This window comes from Neisseria sp. P0021.S006 (assembly GCF_051956895.1).
In genome coordinates, this window is record NZ_JBQCWZ010000022.1 from 1 (window position 1) to 22,432 (window position 22,432).

Here is a 22,432-nt window from a genome sequence, read left to right on the forward strand (position 1 = left end):
GCAAAGTCAGCATAACCGCCGTACCTTGCCCAATCTGCGATGTAATGGCCAATTCTGCGTTAATCCGTTGGGCCCGTTCCTGCATAATGCCCAAGCCGACATGTTCGCCTGAAGGCCGGTTTGATAGATGTTCTTTATTAAAGCCTGCGCCGTCGTCCCGAATCGTCATGACAAAATCGCCGTGGTTGGCAATTTCGACGCTGACATGTTGCGCACGCGCGTGTTTCCGGATATTGGACAGGCTTTCCTGCAAGATGAAGATGATTTGCAAGTGTTCATCATAATTTAATGCCTGTCCGTCGTCCTGCCATTTTAAATCAACCGGGATACCAGTTTGCCGTTCAAAACGCGCCAGCAGCGATTCTACCGCTTCGGGAAAATCTTTATTACTGATTTTGGTGCGGAAATTCATCAAAAGTTCGCGGACGTCTTCGTAGCATTCCTGCACGCCGTCTTTGATGAAGCCGATATTTTCTTCGGCCTGCTCGCGTTGGTCTGAAGCAAACGCGCTTTCCAGCATTTGTACCTGCAAATTCAAAAAGGTCAAAGCTTGCGCGATGCTGTCATGCAAACCTTGCGCAATCAAGTTACGCTCCTGTAAAACTGCAAGCAGGCGGCGCTCTTGTTCCATGCGGTTGCTGGCGATGGAAATGCCCAGCTGTCCGCTTAAGGTATGCAGCAGTTTTTCGTCTTGCTCATCAGGCATATGGCCGTCTGAAAAATATAGGGTCAGTACGCCGAGTTGTTCGTCTTGATAAACGATCGGAAATTCTACACGATTTCCTTCTTCGGTTTCACCGACGCTTGCCGCCAAATCAGAACGTTTCCGTTCCTCATCGGAAAGATATACCGTACCGCCCAAAGCGGAAAACGCCGGCAGAATCTGAGCCAAAAATTCTTCTGCGGCCTGTTGCGGCGTAAAGGTTTGGTGCAGGTTGCGCGTAGTCTGGTAGAGCAGGGTCAAGTCACGGTTTTGCCGGGCCAAGTCTTGGGTTTGTTGGGCAACCTGTCCTTCTAAATCCGTATAAAGCGTTTTCAGACGGCGGCTCATTTGGTTGAAGCCCTTGCTGACTTGGGAGAATTCACGAATTTGGTCTGTATCGATTTGTACCCCGAAACGACCTTCGCTGATGGTTTCTACCCCGTCGCGCAATTTTTCCAGCGGCCGGATGATCCACGAATAATGCCAAACAATCATCAAGCCGGCAGCCACTAAAATCATCAACATCATCGCCATTTGAAAACGGCGCAGCCACAAAGTATTTTGCTCGTTGGCGTTTTCCATCGCCTGTAAAAACAGCTCGATATTGCCGGCAAAACGGTATAAGCCGATTTGGGTCGGCCGCTCGTAATGTTGCAAAGAAGGCTTGATGTTGGATTCCCAATCAATTAACAGCATCGATTGGATCAAATCGTAAGCCAGCGGCATTTGTGACGGAATCAGCGGATGAATGGCATCGCTTTGCGTTACATTGGCCAGCGTACGTTCAAATTCTTTGATTTGGTTGTCAATTTGAGCATTGGGCGTACGGACGCTTGCCATATAAGCCAAGCGATACACCTGCATTTTCAAGCTGCCCGCATCTTCAATCGTTTTGGCCGCGCTTTCCAAACGCCAAGAAAGCAGCAGGGTAAAGGCAATCGACAAAAAAGCCGAGCCGACCCATAACACAGTCAGCAGTTTTAAACGCGAGGACAGGCTCAGGCCGTCTGAAGATCCGGAGAATAAACGCATAAAGCACGCAGGAAGACTAATCCGATAATCTTATAAAAATATCATTCTTTCGGCCTATAAACAACCTGTCTAAAATAATTGTATGGTTATGATAAGAAAAAACAGGGGTTTAATGTAAAATCATGTTATGATAAAATTCATCTTAAGTGAATTAAATCACAAAATCAGGTTTTAGACGGCCTGAAGCCTTAAAACTTATTCCATAAATACAACATCTCGAATAACACTTACGCACTCTGCTTTGCAAAGGACTACCAAAATGAAAATTTTTGCACTGATATTGGCCGGCGGGCAGGGAAGCCGGATGGGAGGTGTCGATAAAGGGTTGGTGCAGTGGCACAACAAAGCCTTGATAGATCACGTTATCGAAAAAATCCGCCCGCAAGTCAGCCATATCGCCATCAGTGCCAACCGCAATCTCGAATCCTACGCCCAACGCAGCGCGCACGTTTTCTCCGATGCGCGCCAATGGCAACATTACGGCCCTTTGGCCGCCTTGTGTACCGCCGCCAACGATTTACAAATTGCTACTGCCGATTGGCTGCTCATCGTATCTTGCGATATGCCGCGGATGCCGGAAAATTTGGTGTCCCAATTTGAAACCATCGCGCGGCGCACGCCATTGTGCAATGCGTTTTATGTAGAGACCTCTGCCAGGCCGCATTACAGCGTGATGTTTATCCGACCGCAAATCCTACAAAGCACCGTGCCATACCTTTATTCAGGAATGCGCAGCATCCGAGGTTGGCTGCAGCAACAGCGCGCGAGGGTTGTCCATTTCCCTCATGAGCAGGATTTTATCAGCTACAACACGGAAAATGATTTGGCTCAGCCTTTGTAGTTGGGTAGGTAAGGGGACTAATATTCAGATAGGAATACGTCATTTGATGATGCTTAAAAATCTTTCAATAGGTAATAACTATCTTGTAATTAGTTCCCTTAGAAATTCATCAATCCGTATATTTAAATAAAATATACGTTCTTCGTTAAAATAAACTTTGGCTTTTTCCCTATCGACTGTAGCTTTTAGGTCATTTAGTCTGCCTAAGTCTAAATTTTCGCTGGTATATTTTCTTGCCAACAGTGCACGTAGCAAATCTCCATCTAGCCCTAAACCTTTAATTACTTTTAGCACCTTATCATTGGCATCTTTTTGTTTGTACGTGGTGATGTAATCACTTAATGCTAAATTTGGATCAAGCTTGATATCGCCGGATTGCACATCGTGTAAAAACAACTCAGCAAATTTTTGATCTTCTTTAGAAAGCGTAGCAAAAGAGTGGTGTAGCTCCTCAAGTGCAGCAGCTTCTTCTATGCCGCCGATGGTTTTAAGCCATTTTTCAAAACGGGCATTCATATAATTTTGATCAATTTTATCGGTTTCGATTTCGTTGATGTGCGAACGCAAATCAAATGGCACATCATCGCTACCGCCACCATTGCCTGAACTTTCTTTAAACAAATCTTTATAACGAGCCAGCAGTTTATCGTAGGTCTCTTGATCGAAATTGAGTGTGGCAGTGATCACGCTGTCGTCTTCCTGTACCACATCATAGCTTGATTTTCCCCAAGAAAAGCCCAAGAGCCGAGCAGCTTGTAAGTGCTCATTGAACTGATTGAATAGTTTGACAAACTTTGCGCATGAGGTTGTATCATCAGGGTTTTTTGAAAAATCTTCTAATCCTGCCCATTTGAAAATATCGGCAATATCGGCAAAGCAGACATTTATTTTGTCGATAACCTTATCTAAATTATCGACAAACAGCCCCATAGGACGGTCGCCCGAATAAAGTTTTACGGCTCGCTCAATATTGCGTTGCATCGTATGCGGCTTGCGGTAATAGCGGATTAAACCAAAAGGCTTATCCGTTTTGTCGCATACGCGGTTAGTACGGGAAAACGCCTGAATCAAGTTGGCGTAATCCAAAATTTTGTCTAAATAGAGCGTATTGAGCCATTTGCTGTCGAAGCCTGTCAGCATCTGATCGACCACAATCAACAAATCCAGCTGTTCGTCGGGCTTGATTCTCTTATACGCATTGATATGCGACAACCTATCCGACAAATCCGTTTTAAATCGGGAATAAGTGGCATAGTCGAAGCTTGTGTGGAACTGGGCGTTGTAATCTTCCAAAATTTCGGCAATCCATATTTCCTTGTCGTTGCCTTGCCCATCGTTGAGAATATTCGGATCGAAAAGGGCGGTCAGTTTCAGCTCGGCATTTTTGGCTTCCTCAAAATTTCCGACTTCCTCAGCAATTCTGACTTTCTCAGCAATTTTGGCTTTAATTAAGCGATAATAATTGACCGCTTCGGGAATAGAGCTGGTGGCAAAAATGGCATGATATTTTTTGCCTTGGCTGAGGCGTTTCCAATTTTCCAGCATATCGTCTATGACGGCATTAACGTGTTCCGGCGTTTGATATTGCGCATTGGGTACATAATCTTCAATACCTTTTTGATATTTCCCGTCTGAAGTATATTCTCCCGCCATCGGCACATCGTTCATAAATTGATTGTAGATTTTTTTCTTTTGATCATCGGCAAATACTTCGTTTTCATCTGTTGCTTTAGCTTCTTGCAATGCGACGGCTCTGCGTAAATCGCTGTCTTTAAAGGTTCGGATATGGAAGGGGTGAAATCCCAATACATTTTCATCACGAATGCCGTCTGCAATCGAATAGCGGTGCAATTCATTACCGAAAACCGTGGCAGTGGTTGAATTTTTCTTAGCGTTTTCTTCTTCAATCGGCGTGCCGGTAAAGCCGAAGAAAAGCGCATTGGGGAAGGTGTGCTTAATGGTGAGCAACATATCGCCAAAAGTAGTGCGGTGGGCTTCATCAATAATAAACACCAGCCGTTTGCCACTGATTTGCTCGATGTCAGCCTCATTTACCCCTTCTTCCGCTTTGATATTACTCATTTTTTGAATGGAGGTAACGATTAAGCGGTCGCGGTCTTGTTTACTTTTCAGCTTGGCGAGCAAAATGGCGGTGTTTTCCGTTGCCTGTACATCATCTTTACTATCGGCAAAATTCTGATATTCCTCCAGCGATTGCTTGCCCAGCTCAATACGGTCGAGCAAGAAAATCACCTTATCCGCATCTTTGCGGCGGCTGATTAACTGTGCCGATTTAAAACTCGACATCGTTTTGCCCGAGCCGGTGGTATGCCAAATATAGCCGCCACGCTGATTGCCCGAAGTCCAATCGGTTTTTGCCACTGTGTCGGCAATCTTGTTGACCGCATAATACTGATAGCTGCGCAACACTTTCAGCTGCTCGTCTTTCGCATCAGCAATGGTGTAATCGCCGATAAACTGGTGCGCCATCGGAATCGAGAGGAAATGCGTCGCCACCTTATCCCAATCGTTCATATACACATTATTGAAATCCGCCCAACGGAAATAAAACGCCGGATTTAATTGACCGCCGGTATTGGCAAAATAGCGGCATTCTTCCGGCGTCATCGCCACAAACACCTGCACCAGGCTAAAAATGCCCGAAAACGCGCCCGCCTTATGGTATCGCTCAATTTGATTGGTCGCTTGGCTGATGGGCACGCCTGAACGTTTCAACTCAATATGGAACATCGGCATCCCATTAATTAACAACATCAAATCGCCGCGCTGCTTAGGGTATAAATCCGAACGAGGAGTAAATTGGGGCTGCTGGGCAATTTGATAGCGGCTTTTGCCGGCAGAAATTTCCTCACGGTCAAAAATATCCAGCGACACTTCCTTGCCGAAATGACGGCTTGCCTCATTTTCACGCTTGATTGCCACCGTTTTGCCGTTGATAAAGCCGTTTAAAGCATAAGGCGTTTTCAATGCCTGCACCTGCTCCAAAATCTGGTTCATTTCCGTGTGAAGCAACGGCACATCGAGCTTGTCGATATGTTGGTTGGTTTTATTCAAATGCTCCTGCCAGTTGGCAATCAACTCTTCTTCGGTGGGATAGAGCAACACTTCCTTTTCCCAGCTTTTGGTGGCAAGCAAGGCAATCAGTGCGTTTTCAAAATCAGCTTCTTTATTAAACATTCTTTTTCTCCGTAAGGGCGCTACCACAATTTTTCAGACGGCCTCAATCATGGGCAGGAACGCCCGCCCTATACCAACATCACCGCCAACAGCCCTTTTTTGAGTTGGTTTAGTTTTTCGACCTCTGCCGACTGTAAGGCAATGGTTTCGTCCAATTGGCGGAAAAAATTACCAATGGCGCTTTGTTCTTTAGGGGTAGGAATAAACACAATATTCTTCTCAATATCTTTTGCATTTATGGATGGCAAAGCTCCGATTTGGGCTAATGCAGGCAAATCAATCGTATCAAAAAGTGTTTTCATAAAATAATTATCCAAGCTTGAATCTAAGATAAACGCCATTGTATTGTTATCAAGTAAAAATGGAGTATTAACCAGCCGTTTACGATTTAACAGTAAAGCTGCTCCAACTTTGGCAAAAAATATACATGGGAGCTGTTGAATAACTTGCCATCGTTGTTTATCAATTTGTTCTTGGGTTACATAGTTATTGGCTTTTCTTAGATAAACTTCGTTACCCGATAAATTCATATCTGACACTTTGAAAAATGGTATGCCATTTTCTCCACCTTGCTCATTTTCAGAAAAACCAATACCTGATAAGCAATAACCCAAGCAGCCTAATTCATTTCGCTCCCACTCCCCCTCAAACCCTTTAAAACGGATTTTCGGTATTTTTTCACCGTTTGCGGGGAACATTTTTGCCAACATGGCCTTTTTAAGCTGACGGCTTTTTTCCAACACCGTACGGCTCTCTGCAATTTGGCTGTCTAAGCGACGGAAAAAATTGCCAAGATGGGCTTGTTCTTCAGCAGTTGGAGGAAGTAAGATTGCTATGTTTTGTAGACTACTTGTATTAATTGCTGGGTAACTTGTCCCCGTGCAACGTAATAGAACTTCTTGAACAAATTCTTCTTTCTGCACCAACGTTAATAAAAAATAACCATCATTTTGTGGACGAATTTGAATATATCCAGTTGAAAATACGAAATTTTCATTATTTTTCTCAAATAGATAATTGTTTTTTTGGTAAGGACGAACAGCCTGAAAAAACAAATCCCCATTTTTAGCTAATCTTTGTGCTCTTGAAGGTGCTGTTTCCTTAAATTCTTCCCTATAGGAAATTAGTTGAGTACCAACAACAGACTCTAAATCAACATACTGGAAAATTTGGGGAATTTCTGCTTTAGGATTAAATTCTCCAACGCTTTCAAAACCTTCCGTCTTCCATTCTCCCGTAAAACCCTGAAACCGCAAACGTGGCTCTTGTTGCTTATTCATTTTTCCCCCTTAGCCTTTCAAAATCGCCTGCCATGCGGCAATACCCTGCAAATCAAAGTCGCTGCCGGTGAGTTCGTCCATCATTTGCGCCAGTGCGGTGGCGCTTTCTTGTTTACGTTGGCTGATATGCTGATAGGTGTCGGCATATTTGTCGCAAAGTGCGGTCAGTTTTTGGCTGAATTGCGCCAGCATGTTTTCAGGCAGCCTACGCATCGCCGCATTGAGCGGAACAAACCATTTTTGGCGGAGCAAAGCGAGGGCTTCGGCATCATCCAGGGCTTCAATAGCGGCTTTGGTTTTGCTGTGGAGGTTCGCTGAGTCGGTTTTAATCTGGGCTTTTATTTCTTTTTCTTCCTCCAATAATGCTTGAACTGTTAATAGTTTGTTCTCTAAGCTATCTTCGTCAAATTCATAACCGCTACGCAAAGATTTTAAATATGCATTCACTTTCGCTTTTGCATAAGTGCCATCTTTTGAAGCTTCAATATTTTCCCAATTTACAACCGTATTTTCTTGAATAAATACTAATTTTTCAGCTTTTTTAGCCTTGTTTGACAATAATTCTAGGTAATTTTCCAATGCGATTGTTTCTTCTGTTGTAACGCTTGCATAAATTACTTTGAAATAAGCAGCAATTTCTTTAGCAATAAATGCATCATTATCGTCATTGACATAAGGTCCACTTTTTTCTTCTTCGCTCAAATCATCTAAAATACTCTGTAGTTCGGCGGTGATTTCCTCTAAGCGATTTTCTTTGGCTTTCAGGTTTGTCAATTCCTGCGGCAATTTGACGGCTTGCACCAATTCAAATGGCAGAATATGCCCTACCCAGCCGTCTTGTACTTCGGCTTCTTTTTTGGTTTTGCTGTCTTTTTTCAACACCATAAATGGATCAACCTGCTTAATTGCTTGTTTGCCTTCGGTTTGAATCATCTCCAAATCGGCGGCAATGCCTGCCACATCGGCGCGCCATAGGTCATCGAGTTTTTGATAGGCGGTATAAAAATCCAATAAGGGCATTGCCTGCACTTTTTCCCGAATGAGTTCGGCGAGTTGCTGCTGGGTTTGGGAGATGTTGAGCGTTTCCATCGGTTCAATCAGCAGGGTTTCCAAGCGAGCGGGGAAATCGGCAAAGTTTTGGGCAAATTGCGCTTGGTAATTCAGCACGCTGGCGTGGCTTTGCATGGCGGCTTTGAGATTGTCGGTTTTCGGCTGCACATAAGGTGTGCCGTTATCGGTAAATAAGGCCGTCTGTAAACCGTCAAAGGCTGCCCAATAGTCTGCGAATTGTGCCAGCTCGGCTTTGGGAATGCCGCCGTGCATGGTGGCGAAAATATCCCATTGCTCCACCGGTTCGGCGGAATCAACATAGCGCGGAATGTTGAGGTTGTAGCCGTTTGCTACAATTTCGGCTTTCGGCACAATGCGGGAGAATTTAGGCAATTCCCGGCGATGGGTCACGCAATCGACAATGCGCTTGATGTCACTTGCCTGCAAATGGTTGTTTTTGCCCACTTTGATGAAATGTTTGGAGGCGTCAATCATCAATACGTCGTTACGTTCGCGCTCTTGGCGTAAAACGACGATGATGGTGGGAATGCCCGTACCAAAAAAGATATTGGCAGGCAGACCGATAATGGCATCGATATGATTGTATTCAATCAGATTTTTTCTGATTTTCTCTTCTTCTCCGCCCCTAAAAAGCACGCCATGCGGCAAGACGATGGTCATGATGCCGTCGGGCTTTAAGTGGAAGAGGTCGTGCAATAGAAAGGCAAAATCGGCTTTTGCCTGCGGGGCGACGCCAAAACGTTTGTAGCGGATGTCGCCTTCTTTGTCTTTGGGATTCCACGGCTGGGAATAGGGCGGATTGGACACTACGGCATCCAGATACAGCGGCTCGCCTTCCAGCGGCCAGTCGTCTTCTAATGTATCGGCATTGCGGGTGAAAATATTGCTCGGCAAAATGCCGCGCATGACCAAATTCATACGCGTGAGGTTGTAAGTGTTTTCTTTTAATTCTTGTGCGTAATATTTGATGCTGTCGGCGCTTTTGAGATGTTTGGCAACGCTATGGCCGATGTTGATCAGCAATGAACCTGAGCCGCTGGTCGGGTCGTAAATGCTGATTTCTTCACGGTCTTTGAGATGGTCGGCAATAATTTCAGACATCAGCAAAGATACTTCGTGCGGCGTATAGAATTCGCCCGCTTTTTTGCCTGCATTAGCGGCAAACATACCGATGAGATACTCGTAAATAAAGCCCAATACGTCATAGCCTTGTTTGCCGTCCATTGGAATATCGGCAATCAGCACGAAAAGGTCTTTCACCGCATTGGTTTGGCTGGCGGCGGTATCGCCCAATTTGCTCAAACCGGATTCTAAGGTTTTGAAAATGCCGTCAAAAACTGAGATGTAGTTTTCTGCAATATTGCGGCTGAAAGCGCTCATTGCAGTGCGGACGTTGGCAATATTGAAATCCGAGCCTTGGGCTAGCCAAGTTGAGAATAGATGTTCGTAGCTGATGAAATAACCGAGGTTTCTTTTGATATGGTTGACAAGATCCACGTTAGATTCGGTAAGCTCATCGGCAAAATTTGATTTTTCTAAGCCTTGTTCAAGGGCAAATTTCTCCAGTTTGTCGGACAAAAATTTGTAGAAAATAAAGCCTAAGATGTAGTCTTTGTATTCGTTCGCTTCAATTTTGGAACGCATTTTATTCGCAGATTGCCAAATTTTGGCTGCAAGTTGTTGTTTATTCATTTTTTCTCTTATTGGTTTTTGATTTTATACATATTGCGGTATTTATGATTGCTTGGTGCAGGCTTTGCTATGATAAACCATCAACACAGTGTTTACATAATTTACATCGTAGAGGGAGTATGATTCATCGATGCAAGGAAAAATGGTAGGAAAGCTCACATTACACAAAGGCCGTCTGAAACTCAACTTTCAGACGGCATCTTGTATTCATATAAGAGCCGCTATCTCTATTGGCGAGGATGAGATTGAGATTGTCATCTTTGAATATAAATGATTAGGATAGAACAAGCGTTTGGATTTTGAAGATGATTTATAAAAACTCTTTGAAATTTCTCTACTCTTTGAAAAAGAAAAAAGGCCGTCTGAAAAGTACAGGCTGCTTTTTGGGTTTTCAGACGACCTCCAAAGCAGCCTGCACTCAGGTATTTTGGATTGACTAACGCAAGCTATCTGCCAAATACTTTCCGCCAGGCATTCGGATTGATTTTAAACTTGGCTTTGAACTGCAAACGTAGGTTTGACGCGCTGCCGAAGCCGCTTTGTTCGGCGATGCGTTCTATCGGCAAATCCGTATTTTCCAACAAATCCTGTACCTGCCATAGCCGCTCTGTGGTGAGCCACTCACCGAAATTCATGCCTGTGGCTTGAGAAAAATGGCGGATAAAGGTACGGCGGGAAACGGCTAATTTTTTTGCCAAATCGTCCAAGCGGTATGGGGTCGCAAGGTTTTGGCGCAGTTCGTCCAATAGGTGATTGATTTTGTCATCGGCGGTACGACGTTCGACAGGTCGGTGGATAAACTGTGCCTGCCCGCCTTCGCGGTGTGGTGCCGCAACCAAGGTACGGGCAAGGTCGTTGGCAACGGTTGCACCGTGGATTTTGCGGATGAGGTACAGGCAACAATCCAGCCCACCCGCCGCACCTGCCGATGTTAAAAAGTTGCCGTCTTCTGCATATAGGCGGTTGGTATCCAGATGAATTTTAGGGAAACGGCGGACAAAGTCGTCTTCGGCAAGCCAGTGGGTGGCGGCGGTTCTGCCGTCTAAAAGTCCTGTGTAGGCAAGGGCGTAAGTGCCGTAACATAGGGCGGTGATATGCGCACCACGTTTCGCTGCCCGCTGTAAATTCTCAGCCAGTTCTGGCGTCGGGGCTTCTTCAATATTGCGCCAGCCTGCGATGACGATGATGTCGGCTTCTTCCGTCAAATCCAATCCGTCGTGTACGGGAATGCTTGCGCCCAGTGCCGTGATAACGTCTTTGCTATCATCGGAACAGATTTTCAGGTCAAAGAGCGGATTGTCCCGATAGGTCGTCTGAAAAACAGAAAAGGGAATGTTGAAGACAAAATCATTCATGCCCGATTGAGCATATAGCACGATTTTGGGAACAGTTTGATTTTGGCGAAACTCGTTACGCTCGTTTTCAGACGACATTTTGGCACTATCCTTGCGTTTGTTGGCAATATTGCCTATTTTAGCCGATACACCTGCAGCTTAAAATACGCTCCATAATTTTCTAAGGAGCAACATCATGAAATCCAAGCAATTTATTCTTGCCACTGTTTTGGGCGCGACAGCCTTTTCCGCTTGGGCAGACGATTCATACCAACATATCCGTAACGCTACCGCCAAAGTCGAATATGCGGGGCAGACTTTTTTGATTGACCCGTTTTTCGCACCCAAGCACTCCATGAACGGCTTTGCCGGCACGTTCAACAGCCAAGCCAAAATGCCGCTGGTCGGGCTGCCGATGAGCGTGAATAAAATTTTGGACGGTGTGGATGCAGTTGTCGTTACCCATACTCACGAAGACCATTGGGACGAAACCGCCGCACGTTCCATTCCGAAAAACCTGCCCGTATATGTGCAGCACCAAGCCGACGCGGCAAAAATCCGCAGCCAAGGCTTTACTGATGTACGCGTGTTGAACGGCAGCACTGTATTCAACGGTGTAACCATCAGCAAAACCGGCGGCGTACATGGTACAGAAGCCATGTATGCCAACCCTCAGCTAGCCGAAATCTTAGGCGATGCAATGGGTGTGGTATTTCAAAGCAGCGGACACAAAACCGCTTATATTATGGGTGATACTGTGTGGACGGCAGATGTAAACAAAGCATTGAACCGCTACAAACCCGATTATCTGATTATGAACACGGGCTACGCGCTGATTTCAGGCATTTCAGACGGCATTATTATGGGGACGGCTGATGTATTAAAAGCCAGCCAAGTCATGCCTAAAGCCAAAATCATCACCGTACACATGGATACCGTGAATCATACCGCCGTCAGCCGCACCGATATGCGTAAATTTATACGCGGTCAAGGCATTGAAAGCCGTGTGAACGTTCCGGAAGACGGAGAAATCCTGAAACTGGATTGATAAACGGCTCATTATCCTAAAGCAGCCTGTACCTTGTTTTTCAAAGTGCAGGCTGCTTTATTTTTTCGCGGCTTTTGTTAAACCGTCTAACCATGCTTGATGGCCGTTTACCATTGGATTTGGCACAGTTACTGCCAAGCCTTTGGCGAGTTTGCCGATTTGGCTTTCTTCGGTTAATACACGCACGCGGTTGTTAGGCAGGCTTTCTAAAATCCAAGCGCCGAAAATTAAAGTGGTGGTGCTGGCGATTAACGAAAGCATCGTACAAAATCAGCTTGAACAGCAGTAAATTGACTTTGCGGTGGTTACACTAGACTTCCAAGCACCGGATATTCATGCAAAAAATCTGTATGATGAACGCTATATTTGTGCCGTTCGCCACGATCACCCAATAGCCCAACAAACAGAACTTACCCTTGAGCAATTTTGCCAGTTAGAACAAGCCTTGATTTCCTATCATGGCGGTAACTTCAGCGGTGTTATTGACCAAGCCCTGAAAGCGATGGGGCTACAAAGAAATGTCAGTCTATCGGTACAAAACTTTATTGTTTTGCCTGAATTACTAGAACAAAGCGATTTATTGGTAGTCCTGACTGAACGTTTAATTAGCAACTTGCCCAATCTCAAACGCTTTGAGCCCCCCCCTTGAAATTCAAGGTTTTACCAAAACATTGATTTGGCACGAACGGACACATAAAGATCCTGCGTATCGCTGGGTTAGAGAGCTGATTGAAAAGGCTTATTTGGTTGAAGGAAGATAATGAATGCTAATGATAGGTATGATAAATTTCCCTTTATGGTCTGTAAAAGCGTGCAAGCCAATGTACTTTTAAAAGATGCAGTAAAAAGGCATAATTGAAGCTCTCATTTTTCAGAATTATTTGTTGTAGGAGCAAAAGATGAATATTTTATTACTAGACGGTGGTAAAAATTTCGGACATTCGCATGGTGAGTTAAACCACACGCTTCATAAAAAAGCGAAAGAAGTTTTGACCGTACTTGGACACAATATACAAGAAACCGTGATTGATGCCGGCTATGATGTTGAAGCAGAAATCGAAAAATTCTTATGGATGGATGCCGTGATTTGGCAGATGCCGGGCTGGTGGATGCACGAACCTTGGACAGTGAAAAAATACATAGACGAAGTATTAACCGCCGGACACGGCAAGCTTTACCATAGTGATGGTCGCCATCGTGTCAATCCGACTGAAGGCTACGGCACAGGTGGTTTGTTGCAAGGTAAAAAACACATGCTCTCGCTTACTTGGAATGCCCCGATTGAAGCCTTTACTCGCGAAGGCGACTTCTTCGAAGGTAAAGGTGTGGATGCTTTATACATGCACTTCCACAAACTCAATGAGTTCATCGGTTTGACCCGTCTGCCAACATTCGTATGTAACGATGTGATTAAAAATCCACAAGTAGAACAATATTTAGTAGACTATCAAGCATACTTGGAAAAAGTATTCGGCTAATGGCAAAAAAGGTGGGTAAAAATGCCCACCTTTTTTATTATTGATGAATAGTTGTGATCATTGTAAATGAGCCACATCGTTAAGTTGCTCAATATGAAAACCGCTTTCACTATCGTATTTCACAATACTGATCGAAGTATTTAACAATGACACGGATTTACCCTCATCACGATGGTTTTCCCAAGTCGCTCCGCCTAGTAAGGATAATAAAAGCCGCAAGGTATGGCCATGTGATACCACTAAAATATTGGCTCCCGATTGATGTACTTTAATGATATCGCAAAGGGCGTCCATTGCACGTACTGCTAATTGTTCAAAGGTTTCGCCACCATTGCTTAATGCTTTATAAGCTGCCGGGTCATTGGTCAGTTGTTTAAATTCGGTTAACTTCCGTAGGTCAGTGATCTGCATACCTTCCCAACTTCCAAAAGATTGCTCATTTAGTCCACAGTGCTGAAAAAGAGGAATAGGACGCTGACCGATAATATGGCCAGCCGTATCAATGGCACGTTGTAAAATGCTGGAATAAGCAGCGGTAAATTCTACTTGTTGTAGCGCCGCCCCGGTTTTCTGAGCTCCTGTAATTCCTTGTTCGGTCAGTGGTGAATTGCCTGATCCCTGCAAAAGCTCTTGTTCGTTCCATTGGGTACGGCCATGGCGAATAAAATAAAAAGTGAGTTGTTTTGACATCATAGTTCCTTGGAGATCTGGAAGTATAGGGTATAACTAACTTATGATGCAAAGGCCGTCTGAAACGATAATTTCAAACGGCCTTTTACTTTAACGTGTACCGTTTAGATACGGTCGTGCTTGGAGGATAACAAGCTTACCATTGTCAAACGCCCATTCGATATCCTGCTCGCCATTGGCAAATAGCTGTTTGATTTGTTGGCCGGTTTGGTCAAGGCGACGGATTTGTTCTTGATTCATCACATTGCCACTGGTTACAGGCACCTCCCGTACTCCACCATTTTTATCCAGTTGCAACGCTGTGGTTTCATTAGAGGAGCTGAGACGTTGTACAGAATCATTGCGACGGTTATAGACCACCTGTTCGGCTACCCGTTTGCCTTCAACGACACGAATACCCAACCCGCGTTTGGCGGCAATGTAGGCGCTATTTTTCTGAGCAATATCATAAGGATTGATGGTAACCAACACGCCGGAGAGATCTGCATTGATGCTTTGTTGCACAAAGACACTCATTTTCACGCTATCGTGAGGCAATCCGGCAATACGGCGGGCTTCGTATGCACTGTAATTGAAAACAGAAGCCCAAGATTGCTTCACTGCTTCGGCCAACGCGTTTTCATCGGTAACATTTGGCACGGTGGTGTACAGCCCTGCGCCGCTGAAATTGGGTAGGTCTTCGGAATTAGAGGAGCTGCGGACAAACACGCCTTTGCTGTTTAATTGATTGCGCCATTGCTCAGCCCATTTATGTTTCCATTCCGACGGGATTTCGGCATCGGTAATTTTTTTCTGCAGCGTGAGTAAAGCAGTACGGCGCTTGCGGTTGTCTCCATCACTTTGTGTTTCGATTTGGGCCAGTGTTGTTGCATTAATACCCAGCCTATCCATCATGGCTTGATAATAGGCAAACGGAATGCAGAATCCGTCAGGTACATTACTACCTTTAATATGGGCGCGGATATGACCGAGGTTGGCAGCCTTACTGCCGCAGTAACGGCTGTCATCACGGCGCAGGTTTGACAAAGCCCTAAGGCCATAATCGGAAACATCAGGTTGGGGCAGGGTAAGGCCGTCTGAAAAGCTTTTACTGGTAGTGTTCCGGTTGGTTTGGACAATTCGGTATTGCTTAGCAGTCGCTTCAAATTCGATACGACGGCCAATATATGGGGTTAGGATTTTTTCTGCGTCTTTAAGGTAAATATTGGGAATCCCCCAGCCGCGTGCCAATACATTCACATGCGATAGTGCAGTAGATGGTTTCTCGCTGATAATCCCTGCCACAGGTGGCAGCTCTAGGGGAACCTCTTTCAAAATAATAATATCGTCGGCGCCAACATTATGAAGATCATCTTCTTTGACAATAACGCGTAATGTACCTATCGCTTTACCTTGGTTTAGAGGCAGGTAGGGGAAATTTTTAATCAAACTTTCTTGGGTAATAAAAGGAACTTTGCTTTGCTCGGCAACGGTTTCCTGCCATAAAGAATTGGTTTTATAACGCAACGGAGCGTAGAAACTGTCTTTCAGACGGCCTGCCGCCAATTTCAACAATTCAGGTGTGATTTTGTCTCCTTCCCAAAACTCATAAACATATTCTTGAGTACTATTCTGCCAACTGATAGTACCCAACAGATAACGCCGGTTAGGACTACGGTATTGTTGATTCAATTCAGTTTTTGACAGCATGGGTTTCAAGATGGTAGCCAGATAGTGCTCATGCAGCCGAAATTTGGGAGTATTGATGTAGTCTGTACGGTTATTATTTTCACGATCGATGAGGAAAAGGATATGAGGAATTTCATATTCACTACCTTGCTCATAAATACGCGACAGTAAGTCAAAATCAGCTTGGTTTTTGATTGCAGATAATGCAGGAATTTGTGTTTTAACTGGGGTGGCTACAGTTTGACGCTTTTCAGACTCGTAATTAAGAAGGCTTACGCGCCGTTGGTGCAGCCATGTCGGCTGTCTCAGCTTCAGGACGGCACGCTGAAAGTAAAAACAATATTGGGAGGTAAAAAGCAGGCTTCATGATGTTATCGGTTATCTAAATCAGATGAAAAGAAATATACCTATGGTAAAAATCTAGGGGCTGACGTAGATTAGCGGTTATGCTAGGCTACGAAAATGCAGATAACCAATTGTAAATTAAGCAAGAGAGTTCAAAAGAAACTACTTGAATTTTTTGTACTCCAAGTTACCGCCCGTTCCGCTGCCGATATTTTGGGCATTCAGCCCAACTCCGCTATTCTGTTCTACCGCAAAATTCGTATGGTTATCAGCCATTATCTGGCCTTGGTTGCCGATGAGGTTTTTGAGAGCTCTGTTGAGCTGGACGAAAGTTATTTCGGCGGAAGGCGTAAAGGCAGACGTGGTCGCGGCGCAGCAGGAAAAGTAGTTGTCTTTGGCATCCTGAAACGCAACGGACGGGTCTATACCGTTGTCGTAGATAATGCCAAATCTGATACTTTGATGCCTGTTATCAAACAGAAAATCATGCCGGACAGCATTGTTTACACGGATAGCCTGAGCAGCTATGACAAGCTGGACGTAAGCGGTTTTATCCATTACCGTATCAACCATTCCAAGGAATTTGCAGACCGTCAGAACCACATTAACGACATTGAGAATTTTTGGAATCAGGCAAAACGCGTCTTGCGTAAATACAACGGAATTGATCGCAAATCCTTCCCGCTGTTCTTGAAAGAATGCGAATTTCAGTTTAACTTCGGCACACCGTCTCAACAGCTTAAAATTCTGCGGGATTGGTGTGGAATTTAGGGCTAATCTACGTCAGCCCCATTATTTATCCAGCTACGTCATACTATATTTTGCGTTTTTGAAGTGGTTTTAGTGCTATCTTGTGGTTTCTAAACTTGCAAAAATCGCCTATTTATTTTATAAATGCAAACCATTTTTATTCAAATAATAAGGTTGTGTAATGAAAAAGAAAGCGATTGCCTGTGTAATAGGGGCGGTTTTTTCCGGACAGTTATATGCGGCTCAGATGCCGGTGGCTCAGGCAGAAATAGAGCCTGTGGTGGTTACGGCCGACCGTAATGCGCAAACCTTGGATAAAGCGGCGCCGAATGTGTCGGTTATCGGACGCAAAACCTTGAATCAAGCCTCGGCACAGAATTTAGACGATATCGTGATGTATGAATTCGGCGTCAGCGTGCCGTCAGACAACAATCGCCGCGGTCATGCGGGTATCAATATCCGAGGCATAGACGGCAACCGCATTCTGATGATGGTGGACGGCGTACGCATTCCCGAATCTTATGCAGGCGGCGGTTCCAACGGCGCGATTTCGGGACGCGATATGGTCGAAAGCGACACGCTCAAGCAGGTCGATATTGTCAAAGGCCCTTATTCCGCGCTGTACGGTAGTGATGCGCTTGGCGGCGTGGTGAACATGGTGACGCTCTCACCGAGCGATTTTGTCGATGCGGGCAAACGCGGGTATTTCGGTTTAAAACACAGCTACCGCGGCCGTGACCGCAGCCATGGCGTGACGGCGACTGTGGCAGGTTTCCATGAAAACGCCGAAGGTCTGCTGATGCTGACGCGCCGTCAAGGTCATGAAACCGAAAACATGGGCAGCGATACCAGCTACTCGACTGCGCGTACTGCCACCAACCCTCAGAAAAACAATGCCTATAATATCTTGGCGAAAGGCAATATCGGCAACGAACGCCACCGCTTGGAAACTTTGTACGAACAGTATTACCACGCCAACGATACCGTATTGGCAAACGGCTTGGGTTCGCAATCGCGCGGGCCGGTAACCATCGCAACATCTGAGAGCAACGCCCGCGACCGTATCCGCCGTCAACGTATCGAAGCAGGCTACCGCTACACTGGCGAAGGCCGTCTGAAAGAAGCCAACCTGACTGCCTATCAGCAAAAACTGCGTACGGAAGACGATGCCGTCGATGCGAGCATTACGCGTATGGGCACGCGCCAATTAGGTAACTCGACCCGTTATTCCGACTACGGTTTCAATCAGACCATACGCGGGCTGAACGGACGCAGCGTATGGGAATTTGACGGCGCGGTCAAACAAACCGTCGTTGCCGGCGCCGAATACAAACACACCGAGACCGCCCGTCCGCGCGACAGCCTGACAGTGGACAATCTGACCGGTGCCGTCAGCAAAGTTTATGCAGGCAGCACCTATCCGAATAAAACTTTCCCCGACAGCAAGCGCAAAACGTTCAGCGTTTACGCACAAGACAGCCTGACTTTCGGCAACGGCATCGTCCTGACACCGGCCTTGCGTTACGAAAAAGACAAGCTGAACACTTCGACCGATCAAGCCTATCTCAACGCCAACCCCAGCGGAACGGCGACGCGCTTTAGCGATTCCGCGTTTACACCCAGCCTGCGCCTGAGTGTACCGATGGGTGAGCAGTTCACCAGTTTTGCCACTTATTCCCAAGGCTTCCGTACGCCGCCGTTTGACAGTGCGACCATGGCGTTTGCCAATACGACCTACGGCTATGCCGTCATTCCCAATGCCAACCTCAAATCCGAACGCTCCAACAGCTTTGAATTGGGGATGAAGTTCAAAAACGAACGCACCCGTGCGCAAGTTACCGCGTTCTACAACCGTTATCGAAACTTCATCGACCGCACCGAAGTCGGCACTGCCTCCATAGGCGGTCGCCCGATTATCCAGTACCAATATCAAAACCTTGATCACGTCAAAACCTACGGTGCCGAAGCCTCTGCCGCCTACAAATTCCTGCCGGGCTGGCAAGTCTCCGGCAGCATCGCTTGGATGCGTGGCAAGCAGCAAGACGGCACGCCGCTGGATTCCGCCTACCCGCTCAACGGCGTTTTGGGCGTGGACTACGCGCAAGAAAAATGGGGGGGCGATACCAAACTGCGCTGGTCGAAAAAACACAGCCGCGTCAGCAGCGACAGCATTTTCCAAGCGCCGGGCTACGGCGTATGGGATGTCGGAGCGTGGTACAAGCCGTCTAAAAACGTCGAAATCGGCGCGAACATTTACAATATCGGCAACAAAAAATACTGGCAACACGCAGACGTCGCCGGCATGAGCCGCTCAAGCGTGATGGATTTGTACACCGAAACCGGCCGCAATTTCGCCGCAACCGTACAACTGAAGTTCTAATGTGATTTAACCGTTTTCAGACGGCCTGAGAAAGCGAGCAGGCCGTCTGAAAGCATTCGACAAGGAAAATAAATGAAACTCAAACTCCTTCTGCTTTCCGCACTTATTTCGTTGACCGGCACTGCACACGCGCAACGCATCGTCGTGTTGACCCCCGATACGGCAGACATCGTTGCCGCGCTCGGCGCATTGGACGAAATCGTCGGCCGCGATCAGACCGTTCAAAATCCGGCATTGAAAAACAAGCCCAGTATCGGCATTCATCGCCGCCTGACGGTTGAACCGATTGTGGCCGCCAAACCCGACATCGCCATCGGTTCATGGATGGCGCAGCCTGCCGATATTTTTACCCACCTGCAAAAAGCAGGCATTAAAGCCGTCAATGTTGCGCCCGATGACAGCATCGCCGCCTATCCGCAAAGTATCCGCAACATCGGTCAGCTTATCGGTAAAAGCGCGCAGGCGGATAAGTTGGCCGGTAAGTGGCAGGCGGATATGAAACAACAGCCTTCCAGCGGCAAACGCTACCTCTTCAGCTACGACGGGCGCATCGTATCGGGCAAAAACACTGCCGCCGACGAAATCATCCGCCGCGCCGGCGGTATCAATGCCGCAGCCGCCATTGACGGTCTCAAACCGATGACGCGTGAGGCATGGATTGCGGCCAAACCCGATATCATCATTATTGCCGACCACAACACCGCTATGATAGGCAACGTCAAAACCTTTGCCGCACGCCCCGAAATCGCCGGCTCGCCTGCCGCGAAAAACGGCAAGATTTATTTGTGGAAGGCCAACGATATGTTCCGTTATGGTCTGGATACGCCACAAGTGATTCAGCGTTTGCATGGTTTGGCGAAATAAACGCACCTGTTTTGAAAACTCTGCCCGATTTTTGTTTTCAGACGGCCTCGATTTGTTCCTTCTTGTTGAGTAGGAAGCAAAACGGTTGTCTTAAAAATGCCGTCTGAAACCGTCCCTCAATCCGCTTAAACCGCATGATGTCATGAAACCGCATATCCTTACCCTCTGCCTGCTGCTTACTGCCGCCGCCGTTTATTTGTGCTGCGGCATCGGCTTTGGCGCGTGGGAGTCGCCGTTGGCGATGGATGAAACCGTCCGCCAAATTCGTTTACCACGCATCTATACCGCGCTTTTGGTTGGAGCCGGTTTGTCCGCTTCGGGGGCGGCATTACAGGCTTTATTTGAGAACCCGCTGGCCGATCCGAGTTTAATCGGGACGTCGGGTGGGGCGGCCTTGGGCGTAATTGTGTTATTGGCTTTGGGCGGTGGCGAGATGGGTGTGCCGGGCGCGGCTTTTCTCGGTGCATTGGGTGTGTGCCTGCTGATTTTGGCGGTGCATAAACTGCTCGGCGGCGGTACTTTGGGATTGCTGGTGTTGGGGTTTGTGTTGAGCGCGTTTTCGGGCGCGGTGGTCAGTATGATTTTGTTTTTATCTGACGATTTGGTATTGCGCAGCGCGACCACATGGCTGTCGGGCAGCCTTGCCGAAGCCGGTTTCTCATCGCCTGTCGCGGCAATCGCGGTCATGTTGCCCGGTTTTCTGATTTTGCTGTCGGCAGGCAGGCGGCTGGACGTTTTGATGACGGGCGAAGACACGGCTGCCAGTATGGGGGTGTCGGTCGGGGCATTGCGTGTGCAAACCGTAATCGGCGCGGCATTGATGACGGGGGCGGCGGTATCGCTTTCGGGCATCATCGGTTTTCTCGGCATGATGATCCCCAATGTGCTGGCGCAAACCGTCGGCGGCAGTCGCCGCAAACTGATTACGCTGTCGGCTTGGTTGGGCGCAGTATTTTTGATGGTGGTGGACGGCGCGGCGCGCTGGCTAACATACCCTGTCGATCTGCCGGTTGGTATCGTGATTGCCTTATTGGGCGGACCATTTTTTATGTATTTGTTTATCAAGCCTTTGAAAAGCCGTTGATGCCTAAACAGGCCGTCTGAAACTTCATTGCACCATATCTTTTGCCATGCATACCTTATTTCAAATCCGTAATCTTTCCGTCCGCGTCCAAGACAAAACCCTGCTTGAAATCGATCAACTGGATATACCTTCGGGCATGACCGTCATTATCGGCCCGAATGGTGCGGGTAAATCTACTTTACTGCGTGCCTTAATCGGGCAAACAGGGCAGGGGAAAATCACTCTTTTCGGTGAGGCCATTGCGCCGCAAATCCGTGCGGGCAGGGTGGCATGGGTCGGGCAGCATGGCCGTTACAATATGCCGATGACCGTACGCGAATACATTGCGTTGGCGTCATTCGTACAAAAAGGCCGTCTGAACCATGAATGGTCGGACGAGTTGCTCGATTATTTTGATTTGACAGCATTGGCGGATAAGCGTATCGGCAAGCTCTCAGGCGGCGAACAGCAACGCGCCAACATCATCCGCGCCCTGTTGCAAAATGCGCCGGTCTTGCTTTTGGACGAACCGTGCAACCATCTCGATATCCGCCACCAACACCGCCTGATGCAGTATTTGGTCGGGCATTCAAGCCGTGCCTCATCAATAATGGTATTGCACGATTTAAACCTCGCCGCGCGTTATGCGGAACATATTATCTTGATGAATAAGGGAAAAGTCATTGCATCAGGCAAGGTGGGCGAAGTGATGCGCCCCGACTTGCTTGAATCGGTTTACGGTTGGCAGATACGCCGTTGCGAAGATGAAGCAGGGTTTTATTTCAGAAGCTGAGCGCCAACAGGCCGTCTAAAAAACGATAAAGAAAATTTATTTTATCGTTCAAAAATCAAACGAGATGGGAGGATGTTCCCGACTTGAAGAACCAAATTTTACACATTTCACAAGTAAAATGCCGATTTCCATCAAATAGAAATACATTTAATTATTTATAGAATACAATATTTTAAAATAATACTGATTTTTAATTACTCAA

Annotated in this window: 18 protein-coding genes; 10 read left to right on the forward strand and 8 right to left on the reverse strand. The window is 46.6% G+C overall.

Annotated elements, in window-relative coordinates:
• Positions 1-1,735 (reverse strand): histidine kinase (locus ACTHUM_RS06345; protein WP_440402802.1); only part of this gene is annotated, 1,735 nt, incomplete at its 3' end.
• A gap of 259 nt (positions 1,736-1,994) precedes the next feature.
• On the opposite strand from ACTHUM_RS06345, the gene mobA reads away from it, so the two are divergent.
• Entirely contained in the window at positions 1,995-2,576 is a 582-nt protein-coding gene (gene mobA, locus ACTHUM_RS06350) for a molybdenum cofactor guanylyltransferase MobA (RefSeq protein WP_004520569.1), read from the forward strand.
• 78 nt (positions 2,577-2,654) lie between these two features.
• Here mobA and ACTHUM_RS06355 read toward each other — a convergent pair whose 3' ends face one another.
• From ACTHUM_RS06355 to ACTHUM_RS06365, 3 genes are all read right to left on the reverse strand, one after another.
• A complete protein-coding gene (locus ACTHUM_RS06355; protein WP_440361164.1) occupies positions 2,655-5,774 on the reverse strand; it encodes a type I restriction endonuclease subunit R in 3,120 nt (1,039 codons plus the stop codon).
• 68 nt (positions 5,775-5,842) lie between these two features.
• Positions 5,843-7,054, reverse strand: coding sequence for a restriction endonuclease subunit S (locus ACTHUM_RS06360; protein ID WP_440361163.1), 1,212 nt, complete (start codon positions 7,052-7,054; stop codon positions 5,843-5,845).
• 9 nt (positions 7,055-7,063) lie between these two features.
• Positions 7,064-9,817, reverse strand: coding sequence for a type I restriction-modification system subunit M (locus ACTHUM_RS06365; protein WP_440361162.1), 2,754 nt, complete (start codon positions 9,815-9,817; stop codon positions 7,064-7,066).
• A 305-nt stretch (positions 9,818-10,122) separates the two neighbouring features.
• Between ACTHUM_RS06365 and ACTHUM_RS06370 the strand changes: the two genes are divergently transcribed.
• Positions 10,123-10,257 (forward strand): hypothetical protein, encoded by a 135-nt coding sequence (locus tag ACTHUM_RS06370; RefSeq protein WP_440361161.1) that lies wholly within the window; start codon positions 10,123-10,125, stop codon positions 10,255-10,257.
• Positions 10,258-10,263: 6 nt separating this feature from the next.
• Here the strand turns inward: ACTHUM_RS06370 and ACTHUM_RS06375 are convergent, their stop codons facing one another.
• Complete coding sequence (locus tag ACTHUM_RS06375) at positions 10,264-11,250, reverse strand: GlxA family transcriptional regulator (protein WP_440361160.1); 987 nt, start codon at positions 11,248-11,250, stop codon at positions 10,264-10,266.
• Positions 11,251-11,347: 97 nt separating this feature from the next.
• On the opposite strand from ACTHUM_RS06375, the gene ACTHUM_RS06380 reads away from it, so the two are divergent.
• Positions 11,348-12,199, forward strand: a complete 852-nt coding sequence (locus ACTHUM_RS06380; protein WP_440361159.1) for an MBL fold metallo-hydrolase — start codon at positions 11,348-11,350, stop codon at positions 12,197-12,199.
• A gap of 57 nt (positions 12,200-12,256) precedes the next feature.
• On the opposite strand, the gene ACTHUM_RS06385 is transcribed toward ACTHUM_RS06380, so the two are convergent.
• Positions 12,257-12,460, reverse strand: a complete 204-nt coding sequence (locus tag ACTHUM_RS06385; protein ID WP_004520559.1) for a hypothetical protein — start codon at positions 12,458-12,460, stop codon at positions 12,257-12,259.
• A gap of 40 nt (positions 12,461-12,500) precedes the next feature.
• Between ACTHUM_RS06385 and ACTHUM_RS06390 the strand changes: the two genes are divergently transcribed.
• Positions 12,501-12,848, forward strand: a complete 348-nt coding sequence (locus tag ACTHUM_RS06390) for a LysR substrate-binding domain-containing protein (protein ID WP_440361158.1) — start codon at positions 12,501-12,503, stop codon at positions 12,846-12,848.
• A 250-nt stretch (positions 12,849-13,098) separates the two neighbouring features.
• Positions 13,099-13,677, forward strand: coding sequence for an NAD(P)H-dependent oxidoreductase (locus ACTHUM_RS06395; protein WP_004520557.1), 579 nt, complete (start codon positions 13,099-13,101; stop codon positions 13,675-13,677).
• 57 nt (positions 13,678-13,734) lie between these two features.
• Here ACTHUM_RS06395 and ACTHUM_RS06400 read toward each other — a convergent pair whose 3' ends face one another.
• Positions 13,735-14,367, reverse strand: coding sequence for a histidine phosphatase family protein (locus ACTHUM_RS06400; RefSeq protein ID WP_039862396.1), 633 nt, complete (start codon positions 14,365-14,367; stop codon positions 13,735-13,737).
• 90 nt (positions 14,368-14,457) lie between these two features.
• A complete protein-coding gene (locus tag ACTHUM_RS06405; protein ID WP_440392569.1) occupies positions 14,458-15,999 on the reverse strand; it encodes a PEP/pyruvate-binding domain-containing protein in 1,542 nt (513 codons plus the stop codon).
• A gap of 498 nt (positions 16,000-16,497) precedes the next feature.
• Between ACTHUM_RS06405 and ACTHUM_RS06410 the strand changes: the two genes are divergently transcribed.
• The 5 genes from ACTHUM_RS06410 (at position 16,498) to ACTHUM_RS06430 (ending at position 22,230) form a co-directional block, all read left to right on the forward strand.
• A complete protein-coding gene (locus ACTHUM_RS06410; protein WP_004520552.1) occupies positions 16,498-17,151 on the forward strand; it encodes an IS1595 family transposase in 654 nt (217 codons plus the stop codon).
• Between the two features lie 160 nt (positions 17,152-17,311).
• A complete protein-coding gene (locus ACTHUM_RS06415; RefSeq protein WP_004520551.1) occupies positions 17,312-19,510 on the forward strand; it encodes a TonB-dependent hemoglobin/transferrin/lactoferrin family receptor in 2,199 nt (732 codons plus the stop codon).
• Positions 19,511-19,582: 72 nt separating this feature from the next.
• Positions 19,583-20,374, forward strand: coding sequence for a heme/hemin ABC transporter substrate-binding protein (locus ACTHUM_RS06420; RefSeq protein ID WP_004520550.1), 792 nt, complete (start codon positions 19,583-19,585; stop codon positions 20,372-20,374).
• A gap of 142 nt (positions 20,375-20,516) precedes the next feature.
• The gene (locus tag ACTHUM_RS06425) at positions 20,517-21,458 is read left to right on the forward strand and encodes a FecCD family ABC transporter permease (protein ID WP_070625283.1); all 942 of its coding nucleotides are present in this window, start codon (positions 20,517-20,519) and stop codon (positions 21,456-21,458) included.
• A 46-nt stretch (positions 21,459-21,504) separates the two neighbouring features.
• Entirely contained in the window at positions 21,505-22,230 is a 726-nt protein-coding gene (locus tag ACTHUM_RS06430; protein ID WP_004520548.1) for an ABC transporter ATP-binding protein, read from the forward strand.
• Positions 22,231-22,432: the final 202 nt, after the last annotated feature.